The organism is Bradyrhizobium sp. SHOUNA76 (assembly GCF_023006445.1).
In the GTDB taxonomy this organism is placed as follows: domain Bacteria; phylum Pseudomonadota; class Alphaproteobacteria; order Rhizobiales; family Xanthobacteraceae; genus Bradyrhizobium.
Window position 1 is genome coordinate 1 of the sequence record NZ_JALBHA010000416.1, and the last position, 5,821, is coordinate 5,821.

8 protein-coding genes are annotated in these 5,821 nt (G+C 63.8%); 2 read left to right on the top strand and 6 right to left on the bottom strand.

The genetic code is table 11. From position 1 onward, the window contains the following. On the bottom strand, nt 1-579 hold a 579-nt coding region (gene mutL, locus MOV74_RS29350; protein WP_246930154.1), incomplete at its 3' end, for a DNA mismatch repair endonuclease MutL. Between the two features lie 240 nt (nt 580-819). Here mutL and MOV74_RS29355 point away from each other — a divergent pair. Further along, nucleotides 820-1,137: a ribbon-helix-helix domain-containing protein gene (locus MOV74_RS29355; protein ID WP_246930156.1), complete on the top strand. Its 318-nt coding sequence runs from the start codon at nt 820-822 to the stop codon at nt 1,135-1,137. A 226-nt stretch (nt 1,138-1,363) separates the two neighbouring features. On the opposite strand, the gene MOV74_RS29360 is transcribed toward MOV74_RS29355, so the two are convergent. Genes MOV74_RS29360 through MOV74_RS29375 form a run of 4 tightly spaced genes read right to left on the bottom strand, consistent with a single transcriptional unit; the run spans nt 1,364 to nt 4,328 of the window. Next, nucleotides 1,364-2,932, bottom strand: a complete 1,569-nt coding sequence (locus MOV74_RS29360; RefSeq protein WP_246930157.1) for a GMC family oxidoreductase — start codon at nt 2,930-2,932, stop codon at nt 1,364-1,366. Between the two features lie 29 nt (nt 2,933-2,961). Beyond that, the gene (locus MOV74_RS29365; protein ID WP_246930158.1) at nt 2,962-3,510 is read right to left on the bottom strand and encodes a gluconate 2-dehydrogenase subunit 3 family protein; all 549 of its coding nucleotides are present in this window, start codon (nt 3,508-3,510) and stop codon (nt 2,962-2,964) included. A gap of 35 nt (nt 3,511-3,545) precedes the next feature. Further along, nucleotides 3,546-3,941 carry a VOC family protein gene (locus MOV74_RS29370; protein WP_246930159.1) on the bottom strand — a complete coding sequence of 132 codons (396 nt, stop codon included), beginning with the start codon at nt 3,939-3,941 and terminating at the stop codon, nt 3,546-3,548. Next, entirely contained in the window at nt 3,942-4,328 is a 387-nt protein-coding gene (locus MOV74_RS29375) for a c-type cytochrome (RefSeq protein ID WP_246930162.1), read from the bottom strand. A gap of 200 nt (nt 4,329-4,528) precedes the next feature. Here MOV74_RS29375 and MOV74_RS29380 point away from each other — a divergent pair, with 200 nt between their 5' ends. Next, nucleotides 4,529-4,945: a hypothetical protein gene (locus MOV74_RS29380; RefSeq protein WP_246930160.1), complete on the top strand. Its 417-nt coding sequence runs from the start codon at nt 4,529-4,531 to the stop codon at nt 4,943-4,945. A 265-nt stretch (nt 4,946-5,210) separates the two neighbouring features. On the opposite strand, the gene arfB is transcribed toward MOV74_RS29380, so the two are convergent. Further along, nucleotides 5,211-5,627 (bottom strand): alternative ribosome rescue aminoacyl-tRNA hydrolase ArfB, encoded by a 417-nt coding sequence (gene arfB / locus MOV74_RS29385; RefSeq protein ID WP_246930161.1) that lies wholly within the window; start codon nt 5,625-5,627, stop codon nt 5,211-5,213. Nucleotides 5,628-5,821 lie beyond the last annotated feature (194 nt).

Here is a 5,821-nt window from a genome sequence, read left to right on the forward strand (position 1 = left end):
CGCGCGCTCTTCGCCTGCGAGCGTGAAGGCGACGTCCGGCCGCGCCATCGCAAGGCGCCTGACAACCTCGCGGATTGCCTCCGCCTCGGTGCGGTCGGTCTTCAAGAACTTCAGCCGAGCCGGTGTGGCGTAGAAGAGGTCGCCAACCTCAACGCGGGTGCCATGCGCCAGCGCCGCCGGCATGATTTCCGACTTCTCGCCGCCCTCGACGGACAGCGCCCAGGCATGCGGCTCGCTGGCATGCCGCGTGGTGATCGAGAGACGTGCCACCGAGCCGATAGAGGGCAGCGCCTCGCCGCGGAACCCAAGCGTGCGGATCTGGAGCAAGTCCTCGTCGTCGAGCTTGGAGGTGGCATGGCGCTCGACCGCGAGCGCGAGATCTTTAGCCGTCATCCCGCCGCCGTCGTCGGTGATGCCGATCCGGCGCCGCCCGCCGCCATCGGTGAAGACGTCGATCCGGCTGGCGCCGGCGTCGATCGCGTTCTCGACCAGTTCCTTGACCACGCTCGCCGGGCGCTCGACCACCTCGCCGGCGGCGATGCGGTTGACGATCTGCTCTGGCAGTTGACGGACGGGCATGGGCTCGAATCTTGGATTCGCGGAACGGCGTTATCTTAAGCGGTGTTGCGTCAAAAGCATGCGTTGGGCAACAGCCGTGTGGCGGCCTGGGGAAGAGGGATGCCTATCACATTGAAGACATTGGACCTTCGAGAAAATCGCGCAACCGGGATGATGCGACTTCCGCCTGCCGTCCTGATTGTGGGGTGCCGGGCAGCGGTGTAGCATCGTGAAAAAACGGCAACAGGACGGGAGGACGCCATGTGCCATCTCTTCGCGCACCAACCCCAACGCGACTATGAATCCCAGACCCGTTCCTTGCGGATCGACGGCCACTGCACCTCGATCCGGCTGGAGATGGCGTTCTGGGACACGCTGGAGGAGATCGCAGCCAGGGAGAACATGAGCCTCGGCAAGTTCCTGACCACGCTCTACAACGAGGTGCTCGACCACCACGGCGAGGTCAACAATTTCGCCTCGCTGCTGCGCTGCTCGTGTTTGATCTATCGCTCGAAGTCGATGGCGTCGGTGCAGGAGTTCAAGGCGAGCGTTACGCCCATTCTCGACGCGGCCGAATAGCTGCCGTTACAGTGAGGGCCTGTATCCGTATTCTCGATGTCGTCCCGGCGAAGGCCGGGATCCATGCCGCGGAATCCATCGAGCGTGCGTGATCGGAGTACCGGACGACGAGTCTTCGTCAAATTGCTCCCTGTGGTTATGGATCCCGGCCTTCGCCGGGACGACACCGTGATGTGGATACGCAATCCCTCCTCGATGTCATCCTGGCGAGTGTGATCGCGGAACCTCAGATCTCCTTCTTCTGCATCGCCCCCGCAATGTAATCCGCCTGCCGGATCGCGAGCGCGACGATCGTCAGCGTCGGGTTGCAGGCCGCGCCGCTGGTGAACTGGCTGCCGTCGGAGACGAACAGGTTCTTGACGTCGTGGCTCTGCCCGAACTTGTTGACCACGCCGTCGCGCGGCTTCTCGCTCATCCTGTTGGTGCCGAGATTGTGCGTGCTCGGATAGGGCGGTGTCGGGTAGGTCACGGTGGCGCCGACGGCGTCGTAGACCGCAGCGCCCTGCTTGTAGGCGTGGGCGCGCATCGCGAGATCGTTGGGATGATCGTCGAAATGCACGCTCGCGACCGGCTGTCCGAACTTGTCCTTGACGACAGGATCGAGCGTGATGCGGTTGGTCTCCTGCGGCATGTCCTCGCCGACCAGCCACATGCCCGCCATCCTGGGATAGCCGTCGAGCGCCGCCGTGAAGGGGCGGCCCCAGGCGCCGGGATTGAGGAACGCCGCCATGAACGGCAGGCCGAGCGACAGCGTCTCCATCTCGTAGCCACCGACGAAGCCGCGCTTCGGATTGTTGGCGGCTTCATCGCGGATGATCCCGGCCATCGTCGTGCCGCGATACATGTGCACGGATTTCTCGAACACGGCGTAGACGCTGCCGGTCATGTGCCGCATGTAATTGCGGCCGACCTGGCCCGATGAATTGCCAAGGCCGTCGGGGAACATGGTCGAGGCGCTGTTGAGCAGCAGCCGCGGGCTTTCGATCGAGTTGCCGGCGACTGCGACGATGCGCGCCTTCTGGCGCTGCATCGCGCCGCTCTCGTCGGCGTAGACGACGCCGGTCACCTTGCCGCCGGCATCGTGCTCGATCTTGACCGCCATGCTGCCGGGGCGGACCTCGAGATTGCCGGTTGCCTCCCCCTTGGGGATCTCGGTGTAGAGCGTCGACCATTTCGCGCCCGACTTGCAGCCCTGGAAGCAGAAGCCGATCTGCTGGCAGGCGCCGCGTCCGTCGCGCGGCTGGCTGTTGATCGCCATGTTGCCGGTGTGCACGGTCTTGTAGCCCAGCTTCTTCGCGCCGGCCTCGAGCACCTTGAAGTTATTGTTGCCGGGAAGTCCGGGAATGCCGTTGGTGCGGGTCACACCCATCTTGTTCTCGGCCTTGGCGTACCACGGCTCCATCTCGGCCAGCGTGACCGGCCAGTCCAGCAGATTGGCGCCGGGAAGGTTGCCGTAGGTGCTCTTGACCCTGAACTCGTGCTCGTCGAAACGCAGCGACGCGCCGGCCCAGTGTGTGGTCGAGCCTCCGACCGCCTTGACGATCCATGCAGGAAGCCCCGAAAAATCCTTGGCGACGCGCCACGTGCCTGAGGTGGTGCGCGCATCGGTCCAGGCGAGCTGGGAAAAACTCTCCCACTCGTCGTTGACGAAGTCGTGGTTCTCGATGCGGGGCCCTGCTTCGAGGATGACCACCTTGACGCCCTTCTGCGCGAGCTCGTTGCCAAGCGTGCCGCCGCCGGCACCGGAGCCGACGATCACCACAACGCTGGAGTCGTTCAGATCGAATTTTGCCATATGCGTTCTCCTGAACCGTTGGGTGAGCCTTAAGCCTTCGGCAGCCAGTCGATGTCGGCGAAGCCGCGGTTGATGTAGCCGCCGTGCTCGGCCGAGGAGCCCTCGTAGCCGAACCGCGGCCAGACCTCTTTCTGGTTGTAGAGCGAGACGATGAGGTCGCCGCGGACCTTCTGGAAGAAGTCGCTTCCCTCGATCTCCTTCAGCAGCACCACGCGATCTGCCTCCCAGGGCACTTCGGCGTAAGCCACCTTGTGGCGATCCCGCGCGTTCTGATCGAGCCGCGTGATGCCGTCGCTGATCAGCGACTTGACGGCGGGATCCTTGGCCGCCTTGCCGTCCCACGGCTTGATCGCGGTGATGTAGTAGCTGTCACCAAGGACGTCGTGCGGATAGATGTCGCGTGCGACCTTCAGCAGCGTCTTCATCGTCGCAGGCGAGAGCGCGCTCGCATCATCGGCCCACGCATCTTCAATGCTGACGGCGACGCTGGTCGCGACTGCTACGACCGGCACGGCGGTTGCCGCGCCCTTGAGAAAGACACGGCGGCTGTGCTTGCTTCGGCGATCGACTTCTCTCATGGCATTCCTCCGTCAATTTTGATTTTATGATTGAGTCAGTTGAAACGTCCGCCCCGCTGGATCACCTCGATCTTGTAGCCGTCGGGATCGCTGACGAAGAAGAAGCGCGCCAGCGTCCTGCCGTCGTGTTTGAAGTCGCGTAAGGGTCCTGGTGCGAGCTTCTCACGCTCGAAGCGGGCATGCTCGGTATCGAGATCGTCCACCACCACGGCGAGATGACCGTAGCCGTCGCCGAGCGCGTACGGCTCCTTGCGATCGAAATTCACCGTCAGCTCGACTTCGAAAGGTGAGGAGGGATGACGCAGATAGATCAGGGCAAAGTCGGAAAACTTCAGATGGTCGGCGACCTCGAGGCCGAAGGCGCGCCGGTAGAAGTCGAGCGAGCGCGCTTCATCCAGCACCCGGATCATGGAATGGACGGCCTTTGCCATTCAGTTTTGCTCCTTCAGATAAGCGATGATGGCAGCGCGCGTTTCCGGCTTGGCCTGCCGATAGGCCATGACCACGCCGGGAATGACGGCTTGTGGATTGGTCAGCCAGGCGTCGAGCCGGGCTTCGTCCCAGGCGAAGTCTGCGTTCGCGAGGCCTTGCGAATACCGAAAGCCTTCAACCTTGCCGGCGGGCCGGCCCACGAGCTTGAACAGCGGCGGCCCCTGTCGTGCCGGCTCTGACAGGCTTGTGGTGTGGCACACCGCGCATTGCTGCTTGAAGAGCGTCGCGCCATCCGGCGGCTTTGCGGCCGGCAAAGGCATTTGCGCGTCTGCCACCCGCACCATCAGCACCATCGCGGTGCACAATCCCAGCACGACTGTGCGCATTACCGAGAGCCCGCCCATCCACGTCAATGTAGCCTGAGCAAACTCTAGGCGGCGTCAGATGGACGGTGGTAGTAGCGGGCTGTTTCGCCGCGCGCGGAGATGCCGACGGCGTGCGGTGTTCCGCGTTGCCTTATATGCGGAGCACAATTCCGCGAAACCGCCGTCAAATCCCTAAACGATCACCACACCATGCGCATTGCATGACGATCGCGCCGCTTGATTTCTTTACGCGATGCGATGGGTCGGCGCAGGCAAGCGGCGTCGAGAACGGCCGAGCCATTCATCGCGGAAAAATCCAGGAGAAATGGATGAAGTTGGTGAAGACCTCGATGATCGCATGCGCTCTGTCGGCTCTCATTGCCACGCCCGTTCTTGCGCAAAGCGCGCCCCCCACCGCGAAGTCAGGCGGCACCGTGCAAAGCAAACCCATGCAAGGCAACACGATGGGCAGCGGCGATGACGAGATGAACGCTCAGCCGGGCGCAGCGGGCGAGAAGACCGGCATGAAGCCGACCAAGGGCACCAAAGGCACGGTCGGCACCACGGGCAGCGCTGCGCACAAGGGGACGGCGGACGATCCCACGACGGGCGGTGCAGCTCCATCCAAGCGTTACTAGTCCCGCCGGGAGAACGGCAAGACTCCGGCCGCTTGGCGGCCGGAGTTTTCTGCGTCTGCTAAAGCGGTATGGGCTTGAGTTGGATCGATTGCTGCCGCTGGTTCACCTCTCCCGCTTGCGGGAGAGGTCGGCGCGAAGCGCCGGGTGAGGGTTATCTCCGCTTGGGGATTGTCCCATTGCGGAAACACCCTCTCCCCAACCCTCTCCCGCAAGCGGGAGAGGGAGTGCACCTCCGCTGTAGCTATCAAACTGATCGCATCGCGCTTTAGTCGTCGAAGCGCCCGCCGCGTCCGGCCTTGACGTCGCCGCGGCGCTTCTTGCCGTCGAGCCGGCGCTGCTTGGAGGCGAAGGTCGGCCGCGTCGCGCGCCTCGGCGTCGGCCTTATCATGGCCTGGCTGAGGATTTCGACCAGCCGGTCGATGGCGTCCTGTCGATTGCGCTCCTGAGTGCGGAAGCGCTGGGCGTGGATCACGATTACGCCATCCTTGGTCATGCGCTGGCCGGCGATGCGGGCGAGCCGGATCGCCGCATCCTCGGGCAGGGTCAGCTTGCGCGTGTCGAATCGCAGCTGGGCCGAGGTCGAGACCTTGTTGACATTCTGCCCGCCCGGGCCGGAGGCGCGGACAAAGCCGATCTCGATGTCGTCCTCGTCAATGACGAGATCGCGGGATATCCGCAGCATGATGGCACCATTCGTGATGTCCGGACATATCGCGGACGTCTACGTTCGGCAATGGTGCTTCTGGAAGCGCAAATGGCCGGGCGAGCCCGGCCATTTCAGCAAACGAGAGAGGAACGTCAGTTCGACTTCGTCACCGGAGCCGCGGGCGGCTGCGCCGCGGCCTGCGGGGCGCGGCCGACGACGACGGTCAGCAG

Coding starts and splice junctions, on each gene's coding strand:
- MOV74_RS29380 (WP_246930160.1), top strand. CDS start 4,529: ATGACGATCGCGCCGCTTGATTTCTTTACGCGATGCGATGGGTCGGCG.
- MOV74_RS29370 (WP_246930159.1), bottom strand. CDS start 3,941: ATGGCAAAGGCCGTCCATTCCATGATCCGGGTGCTGGATGAAGCGCGC.
- MOV74_RS29355 (WP_246930156.1), top strand. CDS start 820: ATGTGCCATCTCTTCGCGCACCAACCCCAACGCGACTATGAATCCCAG.
- MOV74_RS29375 (WP_246930162.1), bottom strand. CDS start 4,328: ATGCGCACAGTCGTGCTGGGATTGTGCACCGCGATGGTGCTGATGGTG.
- MOV74_RS29365 (WP_246930158.1), bottom strand. CDS start 3,510: ATGAGAGAAGTCGATCGCCGAAGCAAGCACAGCCGCCGTGTCTTTCTC.
- MOV74_RS29360 (WP_246930157.1), bottom strand. CDS start 2,932: ATGGCAAAATTCGATCTGAACGACTCCAGCGTTGTGGTGATCGTCGGC.
- arfB (WP_246930161.1), bottom strand. CDS start 5,627: ATGCTGCGGATATCCCGCGATCTCGTCATTGACGAGGACGACATCGAG.